The 21,879-nt window shown below is 61.7% G+C and carries 19 protein-coding genes; 16 read left to right on the top strand and 3 right to left on the bottom strand.

Annotation, left to right across the window (positions count from 1 at the left end):
* Position 1 precedes the first annotated feature (1 nt).
* Together PMI25_RS16130 and PMI25_RS16125 are read left to right on the top strand one after the other, a co-directional pair.
* Positions 2-1,597, top strand: a complete 1,596-nt coding sequence (locus PMI25_RS16130) for an ABC transporter permease (protein WP_007969504.1) — start codon at positions 2-4, stop codon at positions 1,595-1,597.
* Positions 1,594-2,652, top strand: a complete 1,059-nt coding sequence (locus PMI25_RS16125; RefSeq protein ID WP_007969505.1) for an ABC transporter ATP-binding protein — start codon at positions 1,594-1,596, stop codon at positions 2,650-2,652. Before PMI25_RS16130 ends, PMI25_RS16125 begins: the two co-directional genes overlap by 4 nt.
* On the opposite strand, the gene PMI25_RS16120 is transcribed toward PMI25_RS16125, so the two are convergent.
* Entirely contained in the window at positions 2,653-3,543 is an 891-nt protein-coding gene (locus PMI25_RS16120) for a site-specific integrase (protein WP_027611947.1), read from the bottom strand. It lies immediately after the preceding gene.
* Positions 3,544-3,982: 439 nt separating this feature from the next.
* On the opposite strand from PMI25_RS16120, the gene arnB reads away from it, so the two are divergent.
* The 14 genes from arnB (at position 3,983) to PMI25_RS16050 (ending at position 19,682) form a co-directional block, all read left to right on the top strand.
* On the top strand, positions 3,983-5,131 hold the full coding sequence (gene arnB / locus PMI25_RS16115) for a UDP-4-amino-4-deoxy-L-arabinose aminotransferase (RefSeq protein ID WP_007969509.1): 1,149 nt from the start codon (positions 3,983-3,985) through the stop codon (positions 5,129-5,131).
* Complete coding sequence (gene arnC / locus PMI25_RS16110) at positions 5,128-6,159, top strand: undecaprenyl-phosphate 4-deoxy-4-formamido-L-arabinose transferase (RefSeq protein ID WP_007969510.1); 1,032 nt, start codon at positions 5,128-5,130, stop codon at positions 6,157-6,159. Before arnB ends, arnC begins: the two co-directional genes overlap by 4 nt.
* Positions 6,156-8,147 carry a bifunctional UDP-4-amino-4-deoxy-L-arabinose formyltransferase/UDP-glucuronic acid oxidase ArnA gene (arnA, locus tag PMI25_RS16105; RefSeq protein ID WP_007969511.1) on the top strand — a complete coding sequence of 664 codons (1,992 nt, stop codon included), beginning with the start codon at positions 6,156-6,158 and terminating at the stop codon, positions 8,145-8,147. Before arnC ends, arnA begins: the two co-directional genes overlap by 4 nt.
* The gene (gene arnD, locus PMI25_RS16100) at positions 8,147-9,031 is read left to right on the top strand and encodes a 4-deoxy-4-formamido-L-arabinose-phosphoundecaprenol deformylase (protein ID WP_007969512.1); all 885 of its coding nucleotides are present in this window, start codon (positions 8,147-8,149) and stop codon (positions 9,029-9,031) included. The genes arnA and arnD overlap by 1 nt, the downstream gene beginning before the upstream one ends.
* Positions 9,028-10,677 (top strand): lipid IV(A) 4-amino-4-deoxy-L-arabinosyltransferase, encoded by a 1,650-nt coding sequence (gene arnT / locus PMI25_RS16095; RefSeq protein WP_007969513.1) that lies wholly within the window; start codon positions 9,028-9,030, stop codon positions 10,675-10,677. The genes arnD and arnT overlap by 4 nt, the downstream gene beginning before the upstream one ends.
* Positions 10,674-11,018, top strand: a complete 345-nt coding sequence (gene arnE, locus PMI25_RS16090; RefSeq protein WP_007969514.1) for a 4-amino-4-deoxy-L-arabinose-phosphoundecaprenol flippase subunit ArnE — start codon at positions 10,674-10,676, stop codon at positions 11,016-11,018. The genes arnT and arnE overlap by 4 nt, the downstream gene beginning before the upstream one ends.
* Positions 11,015-11,428 carry a 4-amino-4-deoxy-L-arabinose-phosphoundecaprenol flippase subunit ArnF gene (gene arnF, locus PMI25_RS16085; RefSeq protein ID WP_007969515.1) on the top strand — a complete coding sequence of 138 codons (414 nt, stop codon included), beginning with the start codon at positions 11,015-11,017 and terminating at the stop codon, positions 11,426-11,428. The genes arnE and arnF overlap by 4 nt, the downstream gene beginning before the upstream one ends.
* Positions 11,425-12,804 carry a UDP-glucose dehydrogenase family protein gene (locus PMI25_RS16080; protein WP_007969518.1) on the top strand — a complete coding sequence of 460 codons (1,380 nt, stop codon included), beginning with the start codon at positions 11,425-11,427 and terminating at the stop codon, positions 12,802-12,804. Before arnF ends, PMI25_RS16080 begins: the two co-directional genes overlap by 4 nt.
* Positions 12,801-14,399, top strand: a complete 1,599-nt coding sequence (locus tag PMI25_RS16075; RefSeq protein WP_007969520.1) for an ArnT family glycosyltransferase — start codon at positions 12,801-12,803, stop codon at positions 14,397-14,399. The genes PMI25_RS16080 and PMI25_RS16075 overlap by 4 nt, the downstream gene beginning before the upstream one ends.
* 83 nt (positions 14,400-14,482) lie before the next feature.
* Positions 14,483-15,001, top strand: a complete 519-nt coding sequence (locus tag PMI25_RS16070) for a GNAT family N-acetyltransferase (RefSeq protein ID WP_007969521.1) — start codon at positions 14,483-14,485, stop codon at positions 14,999-15,001.
* 142 nt (positions 15,002-15,143) lie between these two features.
* On the top strand, positions 15,144-16,322 hold the full coding sequence (locus PMI25_RS16065) for an MFS transporter (RefSeq protein ID WP_007969523.1): 1,179 nt from the start codon (positions 15,144-15,146) through the stop codon (positions 16,320-16,322).
* A gap of 154 nt (positions 16,323-16,476) precedes the next feature.
* Positions 16,477-17,166, top strand: a complete 690-nt coding sequence (locus tag PMI25_RS16060; RefSeq protein ID WP_007969524.1) for an HPP family protein — start codon at positions 16,477-16,479, stop codon at positions 17,164-17,166.
* 254 nt (positions 17,167-17,420) lie between these two features.
* The gene (locus PMI25_RS16055) at positions 17,421-18,527 is read left to right on the top strand and encodes an enoyl-CoA hydratase/isomerase family protein (RefSeq protein ID WP_007969525.1); all 1,107 of its coding nucleotides are present in this window, start codon (positions 17,421-17,423) and stop codon (positions 18,525-18,527) included.
* A gap of 3 nt (positions 18,528-18,530) precedes the next feature.
* Positions 18,531-19,682, top strand: coding sequence for an acyl-CoA dehydrogenase family protein (locus PMI25_RS16050; RefSeq protein WP_007969526.1), 1,152 nt, complete (start codon positions 18,531-18,533; stop codon positions 19,680-19,682).
* Between the two features lie 186 nt (positions 19,683-19,868).
* Here the strand turns inward: PMI25_RS16050 and PMI25_RS16045 are convergent, their stop codons facing one another.
* Positions 19,869-20,642 carry an enoyl-CoA hydratase gene (locus tag PMI25_RS16045; RefSeq protein ID WP_007968973.1) on the bottom strand — a complete coding sequence of 258 codons (774 nt, stop codon included), beginning with the start codon at positions 20,640-20,642 and terminating at the stop codon, positions 19,869-19,871.
* A gap of 15 nt (positions 20,643-20,657) precedes the next feature.
* A complete protein-coding gene (locus PMI25_RS16040) occupies positions 20,658-21,785 on the bottom strand; it encodes an acyl-CoA dehydrogenase (protein WP_007968974.1) in 1,128 nt (375 codons plus the stop codon).
* Between the last annotated feature and the right edge of the window lie 94 nt (positions 21,786-21,879).

Genomic DNA, 21,879 nt, shown 5'->3' with positions numbered 1-21,879 from the left:
GATGCCCGAAACCTTGCCTGCACCGGCCGTTGCGACGGCCGCCGCCAGCCTCATTCACCCGCCCCGCACGCTGGCCGGGCGTGGCAGTTCGTGGGTGGTGAGCTCGGCGGTGCTGGTGTCGTTGTTGTCCCTGCTGCCGATTGCATTCGTGATCGGTGTGGCGTGGTACACCGGCTGGGCGACCATCGAGGCCCTGATCTTTCGCCCGCGGGTCGGCGAATTGCTGATCAACACTGTGCTGCTGGTGCTGATCACCCTGCCGCTGTGCATCGTGCTTGGAACTACCCTGGCCTGGCTGACCGAACGCAGTAACCTGCCCGGCCGCCGATGGTGGTCAGTGCTGGCGGTCGCGCCGCTGGCGGTGCCGGCGTTCGTCCACAGTTACGCGTGGGTCAGCCTGGTTCCGTCGATCCACGGTCTGCCGGCCGGTGTGCTGGTGTCGGTGATCGCCTATTTCCCGTTTCTGTACTTGCCGATTGCCGCGACCTTGCGCCGTCTCGATCCGGCGATTGAAGATGTCGCGCAATCCTTGGGGCTCAAGCCGTGGGCGGTGTTCTTTCGGGTGGTGTTGCCGCAATTGCGCTTGGCAATCTGCGGTGGCGCCTTGCTGGTCGGTTTGCATTTGCTGGCCGAGTACGGCTTGTACGCGATGATCCGTTTCGACACCTTCACCACGGCGATCTTCGATCAGTTCAAATCGACCTTCAACGGCCCGGCCGCCAACATGCTCGCCGGGGTTCTGGCGCTGTGCTGTCTGGCGATGCTCACCGCTGAATCCGCTGCCCGTGGCAACGCTCGCTATGCGCGAGTCGGTTCCGGCAGCGCCCGGGACCAGCGCAGCGTGCAACTGGGCCGAGGCGTGACAACCCTGGCTTTATTGCTGCAAACCTTGACCTGCCTGCTCGCTCTCGGTGTGCCGTTGCTCACGCTGGGCCGCTGGTTGGTGGCCGGTGGTATGCAGGTCTGGCAAGGTGACGAGTTGCTGCCGGCGCTGCTGCAGACCTTGTCTTACGGAGTGGCCGGCGCGTTGCTGACCAGTGTCGCGGCGATTCCCATTGCCTGGCTGTCGATCCGTTCTCCCGGCAAACTGCAGCGCTTGCTGGAAGGCTGCAACTACATCACCAGTTCGCTGCCCGGCATTGTCGTTGCGCTGGCGTTGGTCACCGTAACCATCCATTTCGCCCGGCCGATCTACCAGACCACCATCACCGTGCTGCTGGCTTATCTGCTGATGTTCCTGCCGCGGGCACTGGTCAGCCTGCGCGCCGGTTTCGCTCAGGCCCCGGTCGAGCTGGAAAACATCGCGCAAAGCCTTGGCCGCTCGCCGATTCGCGCATTATGGCTGATCACCGTGCGCCTGGCGGCTCCCGGCGCGGCGGCGGGTGCAGCGCTGGTGTTTCTGGCAATCACCAATGAGCTGACCGCGACCCTGCTGCTTGCGCCCAACGGCACGCGCACCCTCGCCACCGGTTTCTGGGCCATGACCAGCGAAATCGATTACGCCGCCGCAGCGCCCTACGCGTTCTTGATGATCCTGCTTTCCCTGCCGCTGACGGCCATCCTCTATCACCAATCCAGGCGTACCGCTGGCCGATGAACGCTCTCGAACTGCTCAACCTCAGTAAAACCTTCGGCGCGCAGAAGGCGCTCGACGACGTCAGCCTCAACGTGCCGACCGGCAGCCGCACGGTGATCGTCGGCCCCTCCGGTTCCGGCAAGACCACGCTGTTGCGGATGATCGCCGGCTTCGAGTTTCCCGACAGCGGCAGTCTTACCCTCAACGGCCAGACGCTGGTCGACCGCAGCCACGCAGTGCCGGCCTATCAACGGCAGATCGGCTACGTCCCGCAGGACGGTGCGTTGTTCCCGCACATGACGGTGGCGGCGAACATCGGTTTTGGCCTGGCGCTGACCGGTGCCGCGCGCCATCAACGCATTCAGGAATTGATGGACAGCGTCGCCCTCGATGCCAACATGGCCAACCGTTGGCCCCACGAATTGTCCGGTGGCCAGCAACAGCGGGTCTCGCTGGCCCGTGCTCTGGCGCAACAGCCACGGCTGATGCTGCTCGACGAGCCGTTCTCCGCCCTCGACACCGGTTTGCGCAGTGCCATGCGCAAAATGGTCGCGCGCCTGCTCGAAGACGCCGGCGTCACCACCATTCTGGTGACCCACGACCAAAGCGAAGCGTTGTCGTTTGCCGATCAATTGGCGGTGATGCGCGGTGGCCGGCTGGTGCAGTCCGGGCATCCGATGGATCTCTACCGCTATCCGCAGGATGAACAGACCGCGCACTTTCTCGGCGAAGCGGTGGTCCTGCCCGCGCGAATCGAGGCGGGTTGGGCGCATTGCGATCTGGGTCAGGTGGCGGTGAACAGCAACGGCTTCAGCGGCGCTGCGCAGATCATGCTGCGCCCCGAACAATTGCAGATCGCCGAGGTGGCGTCTGACGGTCAAGGTTGCCCTGCGCTGGTCACCGACCGCGATTTTGCTGGCAACACCTGCACCCTGACGGTTGAACTGAGTTCATCCGCTATTCAGGATCCGGCCCGTTCGATTCTGGTGCGCAGCTCCGGCATGCACGCGCCGCCCGCCGGCAGCGCGGTGCAACTGTCGGTGCTCGGCGCGGCGCATGTGTTTGGCCTGAGCTGATCAGAGATCGAAACGATCCACTGCCCGCCGCCGCTCGTTGTCATCGCGCACATCGTAGTTGGCGGTGGTCTGGATGTTGCTGTGATGCGCCAGTTTCTGTGCGATCGACAGGTCGTGCTCCTCGATCACCCGGGTGATGAACGAGCGACGGAAGTCGTGGGGCATGATCTTCACCCCGACCTGCGTGCCGCGCTGACGGGCGATGTAGTAAATCGCATGCTTGGTGATGCGCTCGCGGGTGATGTGGCTGCCACGGCGAATACGGTTGAACAGGAAGGCATCGTCGCTCTCGCCTTCCTTGAGCTGCGAGCGGCGCAGTTCGAGCCACGCGTCGAGCTTGCTGAACGCCCATGCCGGAGCATATTTGATCAACTGCTTGTTGCCCTTGGCGGTGACGCACAGGCTGCGTTCGCTGAAATCGACCTGATTCAGATCCAGGTCCACCGATTCCGATTTGCGCATGCCGGTGCCGTACAGCAACGCGATGATTGCTGCATCACGCAGGCCCTGCGGGCGTGGGTCGGCGGCGCAGACTTCCATCAATTCGTGAATCAGCGTGCGCTTGAGATTGCGCCCCTGAGACAGCCGCGTGCCGGCGATGCCCTTGACCGAGCGCATCTTCAAAAGATGTTCCTGGCTGATCAGGCTCATGCGCCAGGCCTCATTCATCACCCCGCGCACCGCATTCACATACAACGAAGAAGTGTTCGGTGCGTAGTTGTCTGCGCGTAATGCAGCGACCAGCGCTACAACATCTTCCGGTTGCAAGGCATGCCAGGGAATCTCTTCGACATTCATGTCTTCAAAGCCCAGGCGATCGGCCGCATCTTGCAGCACGTAACGCATGGTCAGTTGGCTGGAGGGCGCCAAACGCGCGAGGTACAGGCTCATCGGGTTGGTTTTTGGAGCGTCGTGGGTTGCAGCAACTAAATCAATCAAACGTTAAACCTTGAGTAAAAAATGTACAGCACTGCAACAACTAACAAATGCAATGTACTTGAAGTAAAGAAGGTACTTGAGCCGCACTGTCCGACAAAAAACTGCGATGGACGGCAGAAGCCTGAACAGCGGCTGTATAAGTGACAGATAAACGATTCGCCAACCGGTTTTTCATGTTCCTTTCACAAAAACCGGCATAACCTTAATTCCCATAGGTTCGGTAGTGGCTATGCCCCAACCTGCCGGGCAAATCGTGAAAAGTCAATCAATCCCCGACGTCATGCTTTTTTTGCCAAGTTATTGATGCAGGAGCGCTTTTCTGTGTCTACGCTGAGGCTGGATCCAATAACCGCGTGAATCCATCCTTTATTTTTTTTGTAATGAGGTGCCCATGAGTCAGGCGTTTCTCCCCTTCTCCCGCCCAAGTATTGGCGATGAGGAAATTGCCGCTGTCGAGCAGGTGTTGCGCTCGGGCTGGATCACCACGGGGCCGAAAAACCAGGCACTCGAAGAGCAGTTTGCGCAGTACGTGGGTTGCAAGCACGCGGTGGCCTTGTCTTCGGCCACCGGCGGCATGCACATCACCCTGCTGGCCTTGGGCATCGGCCCGGGCGACGAAGTCATCACCCCGTCGCAGACCTGGGTCTCGACCGCCAACATGATCTCCCTGCTGGGCGCCAAACCGGTGTTCGTCGACGTCGACCGCGACACGCTGATGACCGACGCTGCGCGCATCGAAGCGGCCATCACCCCGCGAACCAAGGCAATCATTCCGGTGCACTATGCCGGTGCTGCATTCGATCTCGATCCGCTGTACGCCCTGGCTGACAAGCACGGCATCCCGGTCATCGAAGACGCCGCCCACGCCGCCGGCACTCGCTACAAGGGGCGTCACGTCGGCTCGCAAGGCACGGCGATCTTCTCGTTCCATGCGATCAAGAACATGACCTGTGCCGAAGGCGCGATGTTCGTCACCGACGACGAAGCGCTCGCCAGCCGCGTGCGCATGCTCAAATTCCACGGCCTGGGCGTTGACGCCTATGACCGTCTGACCGGTGGCCGCAAGCCGCAGGCGCAAGTGATGGAACCGGGCTTCAAGTACAACCTAGCCGACATCAACGCCGCGATTGCCCTGGTGCAGCTGCAACGTCTGGACGAAATCAACGCCCGCCGCACAGAGCTGGCCACCAGCTACCTGCAAAAATTCGAAGGCCTGCCGGTGCAACCGCTGGCCCTGCCCGCCTATGCCCAGCAACACGCCTGGCACCTGTTCATCCTGCGCATCGACAGCGAGCGTTGCGGCATGGACCGCGAAGCCTTCATGAAGGCGTTGCAGGATCAGGGCATCGGCACCGGTATCCATTTCATTGCCACCCACCTGCACACCTGGTATCGCCAGCGTGACCCCGACCTGTACCTGCCCAACACCGAATGGAACTCGGCGCGGCTGTGCTCGATTCCGCTGTTCCCCGACATGACCGGTCAAGACCTTGATCGCGTGGTCGGTGCCATCGAACAAATCATGGAAAAACGCCTGTGAAACCTTATCCAATCCGTAGCGTGTCGATCGTCATCCCGGTCTACAACGAACAGGAAAGCCTGCCCGAGTTGCTGCGTCGCACCGAAGCGGCCTGCCGCCAGTTGCAACACGATTTTGAAATCGTGCTGGTCGACGACGGCAGCCGCGACGAGTCGGCCAACATGCTTGAAGAAGCCGCCGGGCGCGAAAACAGCCCGTTCGTGGCGGTCATTCTCAACCGCAACTATGGTCAGCACGCCGCGATTATGGCCGGTTTCGAGCAGTGCAAGGGCGACGTGGTGATCACCCTCGACGCCGACCTGCAGAACCCGCCGGAAGAAATTCCGCGTCTGGTGGCAGAAGCTGAAAAGGGTTACGACGTGGTCGGCACCGTGCGCGGCAATCGTCAGGATTCGGCGCTGCGCCGCTACCCGTCGAAGCTGATCAACCTGGCCGTGCAACGCTCCACCGGCGTCGCCATGAGCGACTACGGCTGCATGCTGCGCGCCTACCGCCGCACCATCATCGACGCGATGCTCGCCTGCCGCGAACGCAGCACGTTCATCCCGATCCTGGCCAACAGCTTCGCCCGTCACACCACCGAAATCGTCGTCGCCCACGCCGAGCGTGAACACGGCGATTCGAAATACAGCCCGATGCGCCTGATCAACCTGATGTTTGATCTGGTCACCTGCATGACCACCACGCCGCTGCGTCTGCTGAGCATCGTCGGCTTCGCCATGGCCGGATTGGGCGTGCTGTTCGCCGTTGCGTTGATTGTCTTGCGTCTGGCCTTCGGTGCCGGTTGGGCCGGTGACGGCATGTTCGTGCTGTTCGCCGTACTGTTCGTGTTCACCGGTGGCCAGTTCATCGGCATGGGCCTGCTGGGTGAATATCTCGGCCGCATGTACAGCGATGTGCGCGCCCGTCCACGCTTCTTCATCGAAAAGGTGTTGCGCAGCCAGCCGGCCGCTCCGGCCCCTGCCGTCACCGTTGATGGTCTTTCTTCTACCGCTACTTCTTCCACTTCCGATCAGGTTCTCTCATGAGTGCAAAAACTGTTGTCTTCGCCTACCACGATATTGGCTGCGCCGGCATTGAAGCCCTGCTCAACAGCGGCTATGACATTGCAGCAGTGTTCACTCACGCCGATGATCCGAAAGAAAACGCGTTCTATGCCTCGGTTGCACAGCTGTGCGCCAACAAAGGCATCCCGGTGCACGCCCCGGAAGACGCCAACCACCCGCTGTGGATCGAGCGCATCGCCAAGCTGGACCCGGAGTACATTTTCTCCTTCTACTACCGCAACCTGCTGAGCGAGCCACTGCTGGCCCTGGCCAAAAAAGGCGCGTTCAACCTGCACGGTTCGCTGCTGCCACGCTATCGCGGTCGCGCACCGGCAAACTGGGTGCTGGTCAATGGCGAAACCGAAACCGGCGTCACCCTGCACCGCATGGTCAAGCGCGCGGATACCGGCGCCATCGTTGCCCAGCAGCGCGTTGCCATCGACCGCAGCGACACCGGCCTGACCCTGCACGCCAAACTGCGCACCGCCGCCAGCGACCTGCTGCGCGACACCCTGCCGAACATGCTGCAAGGCAAGATCACTGAAACCCCGCAAGACGAATCGAAGGCCACCGTGTTCGGTCGCCGTACTCCGGCGGACGGCAAACTGGTCTGGGCCAAACCGGCCGAAGAACTGTTCAACCTGGTGCGCGCCGTCACCCGTCCTTACCCGGGCGCGTTTTGCGCCGTGGGCGAGCACAAACTGATCGTCTGGAGCGCCGAAGTCGTCAAGGGCAACGAAGGCCAGGCGCCAGGCCGCGTGATCAGCGTCGATCCGCTGCGCATTGCCTGCGGTCAGGACTCGCTGGTGATCAACGCCGGTCAGCGCAACGACAACGGTCTGTACCTCAGCGGCCCGCAACTGGCCAACGAGTTGGGTCTGGTTGACGGCTCGCTGCTGCGCGGTGCCGAATCCGGTCGTGCGCCACGTCGTACTCGCGTACTGATTCTGGGCGTCAACGGCTTCATCGGTAACCACCTGTCCGAGCGCCTGCTGCGTGACGACCGCTACGAAGTCTACGGTCTGGACATCGGCTCCGACGCCATCGACCGTCTGCGCAGTCACCCGAACTTCCACTTCGTCGAGGGTGACATCAGCATTCACTCCGAGTGGATCGAGTACCACATCAAGAAGTGCGACGTGGTCCTGCCGCTGGTGGCCATCGCCACCCCGATCGAATACACCCGCAACCCGCTGCGCGTATTCGAGCTGGACTTCGAAGAGAACCTGAAACTGGTTCGCTACTGCGTCAAGTACAACAAGCGCGTGATTTTCCCGTCGACCTCGGAAGTCTATGGCATGTGCCAGGACAAGAACTTCGACGAAGACAGCTCGAACCTGATCGTCGGCCCGATCAACAAGCAGCGCTGGATCTACTCGGTCTCCAAACAACTGCTGGACCGCGTGATCTGGGCTTACGGCGCCAAGGGCCTGAACTTCACCCTGTTCCGTCCGTTCAACTGGATGGGCCCGCGTCTGGATCGTCTGGATTCGGCGCGTATCGGCAGCTCCCGCGCCATCACCCAGTTGATCCTCAACCTGGTGGAAGGCACACCGATCCGTCTGTTCGACGGTGGCGAGCAGAAGCGTTGCTTCACCGACATCGCTGACGGCGTCGAGGCACTGGCGCGCATCATCGATAACGACAACGACGTGTGCAACGGCCAGATCATCAACATCGGCAACCCGGACAACGAAGCCAGCATCCGTCAGTTGGGCGAAGAGCTGCTGCGTCAGTTCGAAGCGCACCCGCTGCGCCACAACTTCCCGCCGTTCGCCGGTTTCCGCGACGTGGAAAGCAAGGCGTTCTACGGTGCCGGTTACCAGGACGTGGAACACCGCAAACCAAGCATTGCCAACGCCAAGCGCCTGCTGAACTGGGAGCCGACCGTGGAAATGCGCGAGACCATCGGCAACACCCTGGACTTCTTCCTGCGTGAAGCCATGCTCGAAATCGCGGACAAGAAGTAATGCAGGCAGGTCTTCGTATCGATGTCGACACCTACCGCGGCACCCGTGAAGGTGTGCCGCGACTGTTGGAGATGCTCGACGAGGCGCAGGTCAAGGCAACGTTTTTCTTCAGTGTCGGCCCGGACAACATGGGCCGGCATCTGTGGCGCCTGATCCGCCCGCAGTTCCTCTGGAAAATGCTGCGCTCCAACGCTGCCGGCCTCTACGGCTGGGACATTTTGCTGGCCGGCACTGCCTGGCCCGGCAAACCGATTGGCCGTGATCTCGGGCACCTGATGCGTCAGGCCCGGGACGCCGGTCACGAAGTCGGCCTGCACGCCTGGGATCACCATGGCTGGCAGGCCAACGCCGGGCGCTGGAGCGACGCGCAACTGATCGAACAGATCCGGCGCGGCGTCGACACCTTGAGCGACATCCTCGGCGAAAAGATCCAGTGTTCGGCCGCCGCCGGCTGGCGTGCGGACGAGCGCGTGATCGAGGCCAAGCAGACCTTCGGCTTTCGCTATAACAGCGATTGTCGAGGGCAGAGCCTGTTCCGTCCGCTGCTGGCGGACGGTTCGCTGGGCACTCCGCAGATTCCGGTGGACCTGCCGACCTTCGACGAAGTCGTCGGCCCGCACGTGGCGGCGAGGGACTTCAACGCCTTCATCCTCGACCGGTTCCAGTCGCAAGCACTCAACGTCTACACCATTCATGCCGAAGTAGAAGGGATTCTGATGGCTCAGGATTTTCGCCAGTTGCTAGCTGATGCACGCCAGCGCCACATTGACTTCAAACCCTTGGGCGACTTGTTGCCCGAGTTCTTCAACACCCTGCCCGTAGGCCGCGTGCAACGCGGTGTGCTCGAAGGCCGTGAAGGCTGGCTGGGAGTGCAAGGCGCATGACCAGACGCTGGGCACTGCCGCTGTTGGTCGGCCTCTGTCTGCTGGCCTATCTGTTGCCGTTGAGCACCCATGGCCTGTGGATCCCCGACGAAACCCGTTACGCACAGATCAGCCAGGACATGCTGCTCAGTGGCAACTGGGTGTCGCCGCATTTCATGGGGCTGCGGTATTTCGAGAAACCGATTGCCGGCTACTGGATGATCGCCATCGGCCAGGAATTGTTCGGGCAGAATCTGTTCGGCGTGCGCTTCGCCTCGGCCCTCAGCACGGCGTTGAGTGTGCTGCTGGCCTACCTGGTCGCGCGCAGGCTATGGAACGATCCGCGCAAGAGCTTCGTCTGCGCCCTGCTCTACATGAGCTTCACGGTCGTCGCCGGTCAGGCCGGGTACGCCAACCTCGATCCGCAGTTCACCTTCTGGGTCAACCTGAGTCTGGTGGCGCTGTGGTTTGCGCTCGACAGCCGCAGCACCGGGCAACGGCTGGGCGCATGGGCGCTGCTGGGGCTGGCCTGCGGCATGGGTTTCATGACCAAGGGCTTTCTCGCCTGGTTGCTGCCGGTGCTGATCGCGTTGCCATGGATGCTCTGGCAGAAACGCTGGCGTGAACTGCTGGTGTTCGGCCCGGTGGCGATCGCTATCGCGATCATCGTCAGCTTGCCGTGGGCGCTGGCGGTGCACGCACAGGAACCGGATTACTGGCGGTTTTTCTTCTGGCACGAACACATCCGCCGCTTTGCCGGTGACGATGCGCAGCACGATGCACCGTGGTGGTTCTACCTGCCGCTGCTGGTGGCATTCAGCCTGCCGTGGGTCGGTCTGCTGCCGACCGCGTTCAAGCAGGCCTGGCAAACCCGGGCCCAGCCGAACATGGTCTTCCTGTTGTTGTGGCTATGGCTGCCGCTGGGCTTTTTCAGTCTGAGCAACGGCAAGCTGCCGACCTACATCCTGCCTTGCCTGCTGCCTTTGGCACTGCTGCTAGGCAATGCGCTGGCTGATCGCCTGCGTCTGGAACAAGGTCGGGCGCTGGGAATCAACGGTCTGCTGAACCTGTTGCTGGGTGTGGTCACGCTGATCGCACTGGTTTACCTGCAATTGAACAAACCAGTGTACGACCACGAACTGCACAGCCTGGTGCTGGTGTTCATCGCCCTGATCGGCTGGATCATCGCCAACCTGGCGCAAGCGTTCCTGCCGTTGCAGTGCTGGGCGGCGCCGGCGTTGGGCAGTCTGTTGCTGGCGGGAATCCTGCCGGCGGCGTTGCCCAAGTCGGTGGTGGCCAACAAAACCCCGGATCAGTTCATCCGGCACCACGTCACCGAACTGTCCGGCGCCACGCACCTGCTGAGCAATGATCTGGGCGCGGCGGCAGCGCTGGCCTGGCGCATGAAACAACCAGAGGTCGCGCTGTACAACACGGTCGGCGAACTCAAATACGGTCTGTCCTACCCGGAAGGCGCCGAGCGCCGACTCACCAAGGACAACGTTCAACAATGGGTACGCGAAGCGCGCCGCAGCGGATCGGTCGGTGTGCTGATGCGTGTCAAGGGCCAGGACGAGCTCGAAGAGCTGGACCTGCTGCCCAAGGACGGTACCCGTTATGAGTCGGGCAATCTGGTGATCATGGTGCTGCCCAAGGATCCGACATGAGCTGGTTGCTGTTACTGACGGCGTGTCTGCTGACGTGCCTGGGGCAAGTCGCGCAGAAATACGCGGTGGAGAGCTGGCGCGGGGTCGAGTCGTCCTGGGCCGACAAACTGCGTTCGCCGTGGTTGTGGCTGGCGCTGTTTTCACTCGGCAGCGGGCTGCTGGTCTGGCTGCTGGTGCTGCAACGTCTTGAAGTGGGCATCGCTTACCCGATGCTCAGCCTCAACTTCGTGCTGATCACCCTGATCGCCCGCTTCGTCTTTCGCGAGCCCATCGACCGCCGGCATTGGCTGGGCGTGGCGCTGGTGATCGGCGGCGTGGTTTTGCTGGGGCAACAGTCATGAACCAGGCACGGGGAATCGGTTTTGCTCTGGGCAGCGTCATGCTGGTCAGTGGCGCGCAACTGGGTATGCGCTGGAGCATGACGCGCCTGCCGCAACCGGAACAATGGCTGACGGCGCTGAGCGCCGGCAGTGTCGATCTGTCGGCACTGGCCGTGGTGCTGGCGGCGATTTTCGCCTACGCCCTGTCGATGCTCTGCTGGCTCGCGGCCTTGCGCGATCTGCCGCTGGGGCGGGCCTATTCGCTGCTGAGCATCAGCTATGCGCTGGTGTACCTGCTGGCGGCCAGTCTGCCGCTGTTCAACGAATCCTTCAGTTTCACTAAATCGCTGGGCGTGGCACTGGTCATGCTCGGGGTCATCACTATTAACACTCGTCCGTCTCGTGCGCCCGAATTCAGGAGTGCTCCATGAAAATCACAGTATTTGGTAGCGGTTATGTCGGCCTGGTGCAGGCCGCCGTGTTGGCCGAAGTCGGTCACGACGTCGTGTGCATGGACATCGATCAGAAGAAAGTCGAACTGCTGCGCCAGGGTCACGTCAGCATCTTCGAACCGGGCCTGTCGAGCCTGGTGCGCGAAGGCCTGGACTCCGGCCGCCTGCATTTCACTTCCGATGAAAAACTCGCTGTACAACACGGTCGCGTCGCGTTCATCGCCGTGGGTACACCGTCCAGCGAAGACGGCTCGGCCGATCTGAAATACGTGCTGTCGGTGGGCGACGCCGTGGCGCGTCACCGTGAACAGCCGCTGATCCTGGTGGAGAAATCCACCGTACCGGTCGGCACCGGCGACACCCTGCGTGCGCACATTCAGGCCGCGCTGGACAAGGCCGGTCGCGAGTTGCAGTTCGATATCGTCTCCAACCCGGAATTCCTCAAGGAAGGTTCGGCGGTGTCCGACTGCCGTCGTCCCGACCGCATCGTCATCGGCTGCGAAGGTGATGAAGTGCAGGACGTGATGCGCGACCTGTACTCGCCGTTCAACCGCAACCATGACCGCATCATGTTCATGGACCTGCGCAGCGCCGAGCTGACCAAGTACGCCGCCAACTGCATGCTGGCGACCAAGATCAGCTTCATCAACCAGATCGCCGAACTGGCCGAGCACCTGGGCGCCGACATCGAGTCGGTGCGTCAGGGCATCGGCGCCGACACGCGCATCGGTTACCACTTCATCTACCCGGGCTGCGGTTATGGCGGTTCGTGCTTCCCCAAAGACATGCGTGCGCTGATCCACAGCGCCGAGCAGGCCCATTGCTCCAGTGACCTGCTGCAAGCGGTCGAGGCGATCAACGAGCGGCAGAAGCACAAGCTGTTCGACCGCATCAACGCGTTCTACAAAGGTGATCTGCGCGGCAAAACCTTCGCCCTGTGGGGACTGGCGTTCAAGCCAAACACCGACGACATGCGCGACGCGCCGAGCCGTGTCCTGCTCGATTCGCTGTTCGCCGCTGGCGCCAGCGTGCGCGCGTTCGACCCGGAAGCGATGCAGGAAACCCAGCATCTGTACCCGAACGAAGAAAAACTGATGCTGATGGGCACCCCGGAATCGGTGCTGGCCGGTTCCGATGCGCTGATCATCTGCACCGAATGGCAGCAGTTCAAGGCGCCGGATTTCGACCTGATCGAGCAACGCCTGAAAGCTCCGGTGATCTTCGACGGCCGCAACCTGTACGACGCCGAGCGTCTGGCACGCAACGGCTTCAAGTACTTCCCGATCGGCCGTGGCGATTCGCGCAAACTGCCGATGCCGCTGCAGCAGTGGCCTAACACCGCGGACGTCGCTTGATCACGTTGTCGCCTGTCATCCGCCGGCAGTCCCTGATCGCAGGGCTGCTGGCACTGCTGTTGTTTATCGCCGGGGTTTACGGACAGGCTCCCATTGGCTTCGATTCACGTTTTGTGCTGTTTGCCCAAGAGATGCTTCGGCATGGGCCAACGGTATTCCCGACCACTTACGGTGAGCCGTACGCCGACTATTCGGCGCTCTCGACGCTGTTCATCTGGTTGTTGTCGTTGCCCTTTGGCGCGGTCAACACCCTGACGGCATGGCTGCCGAGCGCGATTGCCGGCGGCGTGATCGTGACGTTGATGTATCGCTTGCTGGCGGTGCATTCGCAACGCTGGGCCCTGATCAGCATCGCGCTGTTGATGCTCACCAGCACCTTCGTCACCGAAGTGCGCGCGGTGTCGCAAGACCTGATGCTCGCCGCCGTGGCGCTGTCGGTGTTTTACCTCGGCTACGCATACGACCACTTCGGCTCGCGCCGGCGCTGGCCGCTGATCTTTATTCTGTTGCTGCTGGGCTTCGGGATTCGCGGCCCCATCGGCCTGGTGGTGCCGACCGGCATGCTTTGCAGTTACTACTTGCTCAACCGCGAGTGGAAACGCCTCTTCGTGTTCGGCGTGTTCGCTTCTGTGTTACTCGCAGCGTGTGTCGGCCTGCTGTTATGGCTGGCGAAACTCAGCGGTGGCGAAGCCTTCCTGCAAGACGTGATCCGCATGCAGTTCATGGGGCGCATGGACGGCAGCGAAGGCGTCAGCGGTTCGCTGTATTACTTCACCAGCTCGATGGGCAATTACGCACTGGCCTATCCGCTGGCGATCCTGACGTTGGCGGCGACCTGGCTAAGCAAACCGCATCAGCGCGGGCCAGCGTTGCGTCTGGTGCAGTATTGCGCGGCGGCGGGGCTGATCGTCATGGTTGGCCTGTCGATTCCACAGGCGAAGAAGGCGCGTTACCTGCTGCCGATGTTGCCGATGGCGGCGATCATCGCGGCGTACCCGTTCCAGGTCCTGCACGGTCGGGTGTTCCGCGTATTGCGCGGGGTGATTCAAGGCATCTGGCTGGTGACGCCGGGGCTGTTGATGGTCGCCCTGCTGGTTGCCAGGCGCCGCTTTCCCGAGCAACTCGACGGCATCTCTCTGGTGCTGATCGTACTCGGTGTTCTGCAATTGCTCGCACTGTCGCGCCTGTTGATCCCGCGCTGGCGTGCCGAAGTGTTGGCGCTGTGTTCGGTATTGGCCTTGTGGACGGTGTATGCCGCCGTATTCGAACCGGTGGAGCGACGTCTGTACGACACGCAGGCGTTCAGTCGTGCTGCCTTTGCTCAGGTTCAGGCCAATCCGGCACCGCTGGTGCTGCACGGCATGGGCAAAGACGCCAAGGCGATCAAGTTCATGGTCAACGTCGAGCAGGACCTGCAACCGCAGTTCACCGAATCGGTGCAGCAACTCGAAGCGCTCAAGGGGCCGGCGTGGTTGATGATGGACAGCAAGGACCTGCAATCGCTACAGGGCACCTCGCTGGCCGGTCTGCAACCGGTGCTGACCGGCCGTTTCGACAAGAACGATTACGTGCTGTTGTATCTGAAGCCCTTGTAGGATCTGACGCGGGCTGCGATCTTGGGCTTCTGAAAAAGCTGAAAGATCGCAGCCTGCGGCAGCGCCTACAGGGACTTTTTACCATGAGTTTTGTTGTACGCCGGGCGCAGCAGCGTGATGCCGCCGCCCTCCCCGCCATTGAGCGCTCGGCCGCCGAGCTGTTTCGCACAGATTCTACCCTCGCCTGGCTTGCCGACACCGATGTGGCCAGCGCCGAGCAACATCTTCAAGCCATCGACAATGCGTACGTCTGGGTCGCCGAAAACACTTCGGCGCAACTCGCAGGGTTTATCCGCGCGCTGGATTTCGACAACCAACTGCACATTGAAGAACTGTCGGTCAGCCTCGCGTTTCAGGGACAAGGCGTGGGCCGTCAACTGCTGCTGGCCGCGATTGAACATGCCCGCCGTGAGCAAATGCGCGCGGTGACCCTGACCACGTTTCGCGACGTGCCGTGGAATGCGCCGTTTTATCAGCGCATGGGGTTTATCGTGATCGCACCGGGTGAACATGAAGCGCATTTGCTCGACGCTTTGCAGAAAGAAATCGAGCATGGCTTTGCCGCCGAACGCCGCTGCGCCATGCGCCTGAGATTGCCCTGACAGGACAAATCCCTTGTAGGAGCGAGCCTGCTCGCGATAGCGTCCGCTCAGTCAACTGCGTTGGTGCCTGACACTCGGTATTCGCGAGCAGGCTCGCTCCCACACGGTTTCTCATCATGAAAATAAGGACATTTGCACTGCCGTGGCCACCTACTCCCGCCTGATCCGCCGACTGATGATCACTTCGCTGAGCATCGTCATCAGCCGTGCCCTGATCAGTCCGCTGCTGACCCTGTTTCTCAGCAACAAACTGGGCCTCAACCCACAGGACGTCGGTCTGCTGCTGGGCATCGCGGTGTTCAGTGCCACGCTGTTGTCGCTGTACGGCGGCTACATCATCGATCGCCTCGACAAGCGCCAACTATTGATTCTGACCATGCTCTCCAGCGGTGTCGGCCTGATGCTGCTGACGTTCGCGCAGAATCTGTACCTGGTCACGCTGGTGCTGATCATCAGTGAAACGGCGTCGGCGCTGTTCCTGATCTGTTCCAAAGCGATGCTCAGTGAAAACCTGCCGGTCGGCCAGCGGGTCAAGGCGTTTTCGCTGAACTACACGTTGACCAATATTGGCTACGCCGTCGGCCCGATGATCGGCGTGGTGATTGCCGGGGTTCAGCCTTCAGCGCCATTTATCGTCGCGGGGCTGATTGCCGCTGGCAGCGTTTTTCTGCTGCTGGGCGTGTCCCGTGAGGCCAGTCCGCTGTCGCAGGCCAGCCCCCCACAGAGTTTCCTGAACACCCTGATCATCCTGAAAAACGACCGCACGATGATCCTGTTCACCCTCGGCTGCCTGCTCAGCACCCTGGTTCACGGGCGCTTCACCCTGTACCTGTCGCAGTATCTGCTGGTGACCTACACGCAAGAGCAGACCCTCGACACCATGGCCGCCCTGCTCGCCTGCAACGCGATCACGGTGATCCTGCTGCAATACCAGATCGGGCGCTTCCTCAAGCGCGAGCACCTGCGCTACTGGATTGCCGGCGGCACCGCGTTGTTCATCGTCGGTCTGATCGGCTTCAGCATGGCCGACAGTCTGGTCGGCTGGTGCGTGGCGATGTTCATCTTCACCCTCGGCGAGATGATCATTTACCCGGCGGATTTCCTCTTCGTCGACACCCTCGCTCCCGAAGAGCTGCGCGGCAGTTACTACGGCGCGCAGAACCTCGCGGCGCTGGGCGGTGCGCTGAGTCCGGTGATGTGCGGGTTCCTGCTGATGCACACGCCGGCGCCGAGCATGTTCTACGCCTTGAGCGCTCTGGCGGCGTTGGGTGGGTATTTGTGTTTTGTCAGTGGACGCCGCGTGGCGACAATTCAAAAATAATGCACTGAAGCAGCATTTATATGAATTTGTCAGCATCGACTTTGCACGGCACACTGTGCGCGTTCCTCCCCCAATAGTTGGAACGCTTCGAGGACTTTCCGAAACGGACAAGTCCTTTTTTTTGCCCCGAATTTACTGCAAGGACCCGATTCACATGCTCGCTCGCTGGTTGCCCGCCGCCATCAACACCCGCCCCACCGAATGGAGCCGCGCCGCCATCGGCATGGCGCTGGGCACGCTGATCAGTGTCTGGGTGTGCAGTCAGGTGTTCGGCATTGAAGTGGCGTATCACCTGATCGGCCCTCTGGGCGCATCGGCGGTGTTGCTGTTTGCCGTGTCTTCCGGCGCCCTCGCGCAACCCTGGTCGATCATCGGCGGCTACCTGTGCGCCAGCGTGGTCGCGCTGCTGGTGGCCCACGTCCTCGGCCGAACCCTCGGCAGCGCCTGCCTGGCGGCGGGCATCGCGCTGATCCTGATGTGCTGGCTGCGTTGCCTGCATCCACCGGCCGGCGCCTTGGCGCTGACGCTGGTGCTGGCCGATCCGGCCACTATCGCCATGGACTGGAAAGCCATGGAACCGGTGATGCTCGCCGCCGCCTGCATGCTGCTTAGCGCGCTGGCCTACAACAACCTGACGCGCATCCGCTACCCGAAACGCCCGGCCGAGCCATCGCCGGCACTGGTGCCAGTCGATAGCCAGGCAATTACCGCTGAGGATTTGAAACTGGCACTGGCCGACATGGAAGCGTTTATCGACGTCACTCCCGAAGACCTCGAACAACTGATCCATGCGAGCGAACTGCACGCCAAACGCCGCAGCATCCGCGAAGTTTTCACCCGATAACCACCTGGATCATTGTGGCGAGGGAGTTTGCTCCCGCTCGGCTGCGCAGCAGTCGTAAACCCGCGGTGTCGGGCCGCTTTGCAGCCCGGCGGGAGCAAGCTCCCTCGCCACAAAGGCAACCCTTAACTTGCTGCAAAAACGCAAACTCCCCCTGCACATATCCCGGTTGTACACGGCAAATTTGCACTGTTACGATCCGTCAACGCTCGCGCGCGAGCTTCTCGAATAAAGACAATAAAAGCAGGGAGTTAGTGATGACTGCTCAGGCTTCATCCCCGCGGACCCCGTCCATGGATGCCACGCAAAACGAAGTGCTGGCCGAGGTTCGCAATCACATCGGTCATCTGACCCTCAACCGCCCCGCCGGTCTCAACGCCATCACCCTCGACATGGTGCGTCAGTTGCAGCAGCAACTCGATGCCTGGGCGACTGACGCCAGCGTGCACGCCGTGGTGCTGCGCGGTGCCGGTGAGAAGGCGTTCTGCGCCGGTGGCGATATCCGTTCGCTGTACGACAGCTTCAAAAGCGGCGACACGCTGCACGAAGATTTCTTCGTCGAGGAATACGCCCTCGACCTGACGCTTCATCATTACCGCAAACCGGTGCTGGCCTTGATGAACGGTTTCGTCCTCGGCGGCGGCATGGGCCTGGTGCAAGGTGCGGATCTGCGGGTGGTCACCGAAAAGAGCCGTCTGGCGATGCCGGAAGTGGCGATCGGTTATTTCCCGGATGTCGGCGGCAGCTATTTCCTCTCGCGGATTCCCGGTGAACTGGGGATCTATCTGGGCGTCAGCGGCGTGCAGATTCGTGCGGCCGATGCGTTGTACTGCGGGCTGGCGGACTGGTTTGTCGACAGCAGCAAACTGCCGAGCCTCGACGAACAGCTCGATCATCTGGAATGGCGCGACACGCCGCTCAAGGACCTGCAGAACCTGCTGGCGAAAAACGGCGTGCAAACCCTCGCCGATGCGCCGCTGAAGCAACTGCGCCCGGCCATCGACCATTTCTTCGCCCTGCCGGACGTACCGAGCATTGTCGAGCAACTGCGCGCGGTCACCGTCGCCGACAGCCATGAGTGGGCAACGAGCACCGCTGACCTGTTGGAAACCCGCTCGCCACTGGCAATGGCCGTGACTTTGGAGATGCTGCGGCGCGGCCGGCAACTGAGCCTGGAACACTGCTTCGCCCTCGAACTGCATCTGGATCGCCAGTGGTTCGAGCGCGGCGACCTGATCGAGGGTGTGCGCGCCCTGCTGATCGACAAAGACAAGACCCCACGCTGGAACCCGCCGACCCTCGCTGCGCTGAACGCCGGGCATGTCGCGAGTTTCTTTCACGGTTTTACTGAGAGCGGGAGCTGAGCCATGCACGATCTCGAACTGACTGAAGAACAAGTGATGATCCGCGACATGGCCCGGGACTTCGCCCGTGGCGAAATCGCGCCGCATGCGCAAGCCTGGGAAAAGGCCGGCTGGATCGACGACGCGCTGGTGGCGAAGATGGGCGAACTCGGTTTGCTCGGCATGGTGGTGCCCGAGGAATGGGGCGGCACTTATGTCGATTACGTGGCCTATGCGCTGGCGGTGGAAGAGATTTCTGCCGGCGACGGCGCCACCGGTGCGTTCATGAGCATCCACAACTCGGTGGGCTGCGGGCCGGTATTGAATTACGGCAGCGAAGAACAGAAAAAGACCTGGCTGGCGGATCTCGCCAGTGGCCAGACGATTGGCTGCTTCTGCCTCACCGAACCGCAGGCCGGCTCCGAAGCGCACAACCTGCGCACCCGCGCCGAACTGCGCGACGGCCAGTGGGTGATCAACGGCGCCAAGCAATTCGTCAGCAATGGCAAACGGGCGAAACTGGCGATCGTGTTTGCGGTGACCGATCCGGATCTGGGCAAGAAAGGCATTTCCGCGTTCCTGGTGCCCACCGATACTGCGGGTTTCATCGTCGATCGCACCGAACACAAAATGGGCATCCGCGCCTCCGACACCTGCGCGGTGACCCTGAACAACTGCAGCATTCCCGAGGCCAATCTGCTCGGCGAGCGCGGCAAGGGTCTGGCGATTGCCCTGTCCAACCTCGAAGGCGGCCGCATCGGCATCGCCGCGCAAGCCTTGGGCATCGCCCGGGCCGCGTTTGAAGCGGCGCTGGTGTATTCCCGCGATCGCATCCAGTTCGGCAAGCCGATCAACGAACACCAGAGCATCGCCAACCTGCTGGCCGACATGCACATGCAAATCAACGCGGCGCGCTTGATGATCCTGCACGCGGCGCGCCTGCGCACGGCGGGCAAACCGTGCCTGTCGGAGGCCTCACAGGCCAAACTGTTCGCCTCGGAAATGGCCGAAAAGGTCTGTTCTTCGGCGATTCAGATTCATGGCGGGTATGGGTATCTGGAAGACTATCCGGTCGAGAAGTACTACCGCGATGCACGGATTACCCAGATCTACGAGGGGTCGAGCGAGATTCAGCGGATGGTAATTGCGCGGGAGCTGAAGAACTACCAACTGTAAAAGCAAAAGATCGCAGCCTTCGGCAGCTCCTACAGGAAACCGGTGTAGGAGCTGCCGAAGGCTGCGATCTTTTGATGTTGCCTCAAAAGCTTCGCGAGCAAGCTCGCTCCCACACTGGATCTGTGTCGTACACAAATCCACTGTGGGAGCGGGCTTGCTCGCGAAGGCGTCAGTCAGCTCAGCGCATTATTTGCCCTGAAATTCCGGCGCACGCTTGGCCACAAACGCCGCCATGCCTTCCTTCTGATCCTGCGTGGCAAACGCCGCATGGAACACCCGGCGTTCGAAGCGCACGCCTTCGGTCAGGTTGACCTCAAAGGCGCGGTTGACGCTTTCCTTGATCATCATCGCAATCGGCAAAGACTTGCTGGCTATCACTGCGGCGACTTTCAGCGCCTCGTCGAGCAGCTCATCACTCGGCACGATCCGCGCAACGATGCCGCAGCGTTCGGCTTCCACAGCATCGATCATCCGCCCGCTGAGGCACATTTCCATCGCCTTGGCCTTGCCCACCGCGCGGGTCAGGCGCTGGGTGCCGCCCATGCCCGGCAGCACGCCGAGGTTGATTTCCGGCTGGCCGAATTTGGCGTTGTCACCGGCCAGGATGAAGTCGCACATCAGCGCCAGTTCGCAGCCGCCACCGAGGGCGAAACCGTTGACCGCAGCGATGATCGGCTTGCGCCGGTTAGCCACGCGGTCGCTGTCGCTGAAAAGGTCGTCCATGTAGATCTGCGGATAGGTCAGTTCGGCCATTTCCTTGATGTCGGCGCCGGCGGCGAAAGCTTTCTTCGAACCGGTGATGACGATGCAACCGATGTTCGCATCCGCTTCCAGACCATCGAGGGCATGGTTCACTTCGCTGACCAGTTGCGCGTTCAGGGCATTCAGCGCCTGCGGGCGGTTGAGGGTGATCAGGCCGACGCGGCCGTGGTTTTCCAGCAGAATCGTTTCGTAAGTCATGGGCAAGATTCCTTGTCAGAGATTGCGCGAAATAACCATGCGCTGAATGTCGCTGGTGCCTTCGTAGATCTGGCAGACGCGCACGTCGCGGTAGATGCGTTCCAGCGGGAAATCGTTGAGATAACCGTAACCGCCCAGCGTCTGCAGCGCCATCGAGCAGACCTTCTCGGCCATTTCCGAGGCGAACAGTTTGGCCATCGAGGCTTCGACCAGCGCCGGCTGACCGCTGTCGCGCAGCGCCGCGGCGTAATGCACCATCTGCCGGGCGACGGCGATCTGCGTGGCCATGTCAGCGAGGCGGAAGGCCACGGCCTGGTGTTCGATGATCGGTTTGCCGAACGTGTCGCGTTCACGGGCGTAATCGCGGGCCGCTTCGAACGCAGCGCGGGCCATGCCCACTGATTGCGAGGCGATGCCGACCCGCCCGCCTTCGAGGTTGGCCAGGGCAATTCTGTAGCCTTCGCCCTCCTCACCCAAGCGGTTGGCCACCGGCACCTTCACATCCTCAAACAGAATCTGGCAGGTGTCCGAGGCGTGCTGACCGAGCTTGTCTTCGACCCGGGCAACTTTATAGCCCGGCGAATCGGTGGGCACGATGAACGCCGTGATGCCGCGCTTGCCGGCACTCGGATCGGTCACCGCAAACACGATGACGATCCCGGCGTTCTGCCCGGAGGTGATGAACTGTTTGCAGCCGTTGAGCACGTAATGATCGCCCTCAAGGCGCGCGCGGGTTTTCAGGCTGCTGGCGTCGGAGCCCGCCTGCGGTTCAGTCAAGGCGAAGGCGCCGAGCATGGCGCCGCTGGCCAGCGGTTTGAGGAAGCGTTCGCGCTGATCGTCGTTGCCGAACTTGAGGATCGGCACACAACCGACCGAGTTGTGCACGCTCATGATGGTCGAGCAGGCGCCGTCGCCGGCGGCGATTTCTTCCAGGGCCATGGCGTACGCCAGGTAGCCGGTGTCACAGCCGCCCCATTGCTCCGGCACGAGCATGCCGAAGAAGCCCAGTTCGGCCATTTCGCCGATGGCTTCCTTGGGGAAACGATGCTCGCGATCCCACTCGGCGGCGAACGGTTTCAGCCGCTCCTCGGCAAACTGCCGGGCCATGTCGCGGATCTGGGTCTGGTCTTCGTTGGGAATCATGGTGAATCCTTAATCCGGGTTACGCACGATCTCCTGTAGGAGCTGCCGCAGGCTGCGATCTTTTGACTTTGATTTTTAAAAGCAAGATCAAAAG

Source organism: Pseudomonas sp. GM30 (assembly GCF_000282275.2).
GTDB lineage: Bacteria > Pseudomonadota > Gammaproteobacteria > Pseudomonadales > Pseudomonadaceae > Aquipseudomonas.
Note: the sequence above shows the minus strand (reverse complement) of the source record. Positions and strands in the feature narration are given on the sequence as shown.

Bases quoted from the DNA above. Each gene is read 5' to 3' on its own strand.
- arnT (WP_007969513.1), top strand. From the start codon at position 9,028: ATGACCAGACGCTGGGCACTGCCGCTGTTGGTCGGCCTCTGTCTGCTG.
- PMI25_RS16050 (WP_007969526.1), top strand. From the start codon at position 18,531: ATGCACGATCTCGAACTGACTGAAGAACAAGTGATGATCCGCGACATG.
- PMI25_RS16045 (WP_007968973.1), bottom strand. From the start codon at position 20,642: ATGACTTACGAAACGATTCTGCTGGAAAACCACGGCCGCGTCGGCCTG.
- PMI25_RS16120 (WP_027611947.1), bottom strand. From the start codon at position 3,543: ATGAGCCTGTACCTCGCGCGTTTGGCGCCCTCCAGCCAACTGACCATG.
- PMI25_RS16070 (WP_007969521.1), top strand. From the start codon at position 14,483: ATGAGTTTTGTTGTACGCCGGGCGCAGCAGCGTGATGCCGCCGCCCTC.
- PMI25_RS16130 (WP_007969504.1), top strand. From the start codon at position 2: ATGCCCGAAACCTTGCCTGCACCGGCCGTTGCGACGGCCGCCGCCAGC.
- arnF (WP_007969515.1), top strand. From the start codon at position 11,015: ATGAACCAGGCACGGGGAATCGGTTTTGCTCTGGGCAGCGTCATGCTG.
- PMI25_RS16055 (WP_007969525.1), top strand. From the start codon at position 17,421: ATGACTGCTCAGGCTTCATCCCCGCGGACCCCGTCCATGGATGCCACG.
- arnB (WP_007969509.1), top strand. From the start codon at position 3,983: ATGAGTCAGGCGTTTCTCCCCTTCTCCCGCCCAAGTATTGGCGATGAG.
- PMI25_RS16060 (WP_007969524.1), top strand. From the start codon at position 16,477: ATGCTCGCTCGCTGGTTGCCCGCCGCCATCAACACCCGCCCCACCGAA.
- PMI25_RS16080 (WP_007969518.1), top strand. From the start codon at position 11,425: ATGAAAATCACAGTATTTGGTAGCGGTTATGTCGGCCTGGTGCAGGCC.
- PMI25_RS16040 (WP_007968974.1), bottom strand. From the start codon at position 21,785: ATGATTCCCAACGAAGACCAGACCCAGATCCGCGACATGGCCCGGCAG.
- arnA (WP_007969511.1), top strand. From the start codon at position 6,156: ATGAGTGCAAAAACTGTTGTCTTCGCCTACCACGATATTGGCTGCGCC.
- arnD (WP_007969512.1), top strand. From the start codon at position 8,147: ATGCAGGCAGGTCTTCGTATCGATGTCGACACCTACCGCGGCACCCGT.
- PMI25_RS16125 (WP_007969505.1), top strand. From the start codon at position 1,594: ATGAACGCTCTCGAACTGCTCAACCTCAGTAAAACCTTCGGCGCGCAG.
- arnE (WP_007969514.1), top strand. From the start codon at position 10,674: ATGAGCTGGTTGCTGTTACTGACGGCGTGTCTGCTGACGTGCCTGGGG.